General features: G+C 43.2%; 2 protein-coding genes. One reads left to right on the forward strand and one right to left on the reverse strand.

The annotated features are described in order from the left end of the window. On the forward strand, window positions 1-538 hold a 538-nt coding region (locus GNF76_RS29190), incomplete at its 5' end, for a pesticin C-terminus-like muramidase (RefSeq protein WP_246212043.1). Window positions 539-578: 40 nt separating this feature from the next. Here GNF76_RS29190 and GNF76_RS29195 read toward each other — a convergent pair. After that, window positions 579-1,007 carry a hypothetical protein gene (locus GNF76_RS29195; RefSeq protein ID WP_155586497.1) on the reverse strand — a complete coding sequence of 143 codons (429 nt, stop codon included), beginning with the start codon at window positions 1,005-1,007 and terminating at the stop codon, window positions 579-581. Window positions 1,008-1,601 lie beyond the last annotated feature (594 nt).

Consider the following 1,601-nt stretch of genomic DNA (forward strand, 5'->3'; position numbering starts at 1 on the left):
AGGACAGCTTCTCAAGGGCTATGTTCCTTATGATAAATATGGTCCAGCATCAGCGTCGGGTGTGACCATAGGCATAGGTGTTGATCTGGGAAGTAAGACGCGCGAGTCTTTGACTAAAGATGGTGTTTCTAGCGACCTTGTGCAACAGCTCGCAGAATATACGGGGTTTAAAGGCAAGGAAGCTGCGAATAAACTGGCTCAAAAGCCTCTGACCATTACCGAGCAGCAGGCAGCATTGCTCTCTAAAGTGTATATGGATAAAACTTCGAAATCGATTGAGGCGCGATATAACTCAGTTGTCGGTGAGGGGGCATTTCGCGAAATTCCTATCTATACAAGAACTGCAATTATTAGCTTGGCATACCAGTCGGGGGATAATTTGGCGGCGAATTCTCCTAAGTTTTGGTCAGCGATCACTCAGAAAAAATGGGCGGCCGCTGTAAACGAGCTAAATCATTACGGGAAATCTTCTTCTCGACGCAGAGTGTCGGAAGGTAAGTTGATTAGTCTGGATCTTGAATTTGGTTTCTTGAAGTGATTGTGTTGCTGCATCACGATGATTTATCGTGATGCAACTTTTAACGTGTGATTATGCATTCATCACCCATATCGACCTCTTTTTTTGCAACAAACGCTCCTTTTTTGTTTTTTTCTACAAGTAACGCGGTCAGGGTTTTGGCTGTTCCTTCCATGGCGAAATCTCCAAAGCAGATTATAACCCCTTTGCTATTTATGGTTAAAATTTCAACGCTATATATAAAACTATTGGACTTGTCCGTTGCTAGGTAAACTCCAGGACGATCTGGATCAGTTGTATAATTGTTGAATTGCGTCTCTCTTAGCCTTGTTCCTTTTGATACATCTTTGAGGGCAAAAGAACCGGGTAAAGAGGTTACGTCAATATTTTTCAAAATTCTTAATGCTAGGGGGTCGTCAGCAAAAGCCGAACATGTAGCCACTGTAGAAATGACTGCGCTGATAGCAATGGATTTTATTTTGAGGTTCATGCGTGTGATCCAGCCTTTAGGTGGGACGGTTAATTTAAGATGACGTGGTTCAAAGCTAAATATTTAAGAGATTTTCAGCGACACCCCCACTCTTTGGACTGATCCGCCACGCATCAGCACACTGGTTATACGCGGTGCTTCTTTCCTCATGCGTAGCTTGGAGAATGGCCAGGCGGTCAAGCCTCTGACCGCTTCCGGCGGACACACCTACTAGTCTGCTACCTGTTAGATGGTGTCATTCCAATACCTTCGCCGGTGCATTCAATGACGATAGGTTTTGGATTGATGCTGACACCGTCGCTTGGTTGTCGGTGTTTGGTCCGCAATACTGACACCGGATGAGTGCGCGCACCACATTTTCTTCAAGTGACCTGAAGTAGTATGTAGTGTCATGCGCCGAGCATTAAAAGGGATTTATCTTATTTGAATATAAGATGAATCCTATTGTTTAAGATTGCGCCATAAGTGCAAATATTTGAGATTGTAATGCCACCAGTCAGTACGCGATATTTATTTTTGTGTAGCTCTCATACTGGCTTAAGTTGTAAATAAAATCATTTGGAATATCAGTGATGATACAGCGATATTTTTACT

The organism is Pseudomonas spelaei (assembly GCF_009724245.1).
Classification (GTDB): domain Bacteria; phylum Pseudomonadota; class Gammaproteobacteria; order Pseudomonadales; family Pseudomonadaceae; genus Aquipseudomonas; species Aquipseudomonas spelaei.

Bases quoted from the DNA above. Each gene is read 5' to 3' on its own strand.
- GNF76_RS29195 (WP_155586497.1), bottom strand. From the start codon at position 1,007: ATGAACCTCAAAATAAAATCCATTGCTATCAGCGCAGTCATTTCTACA.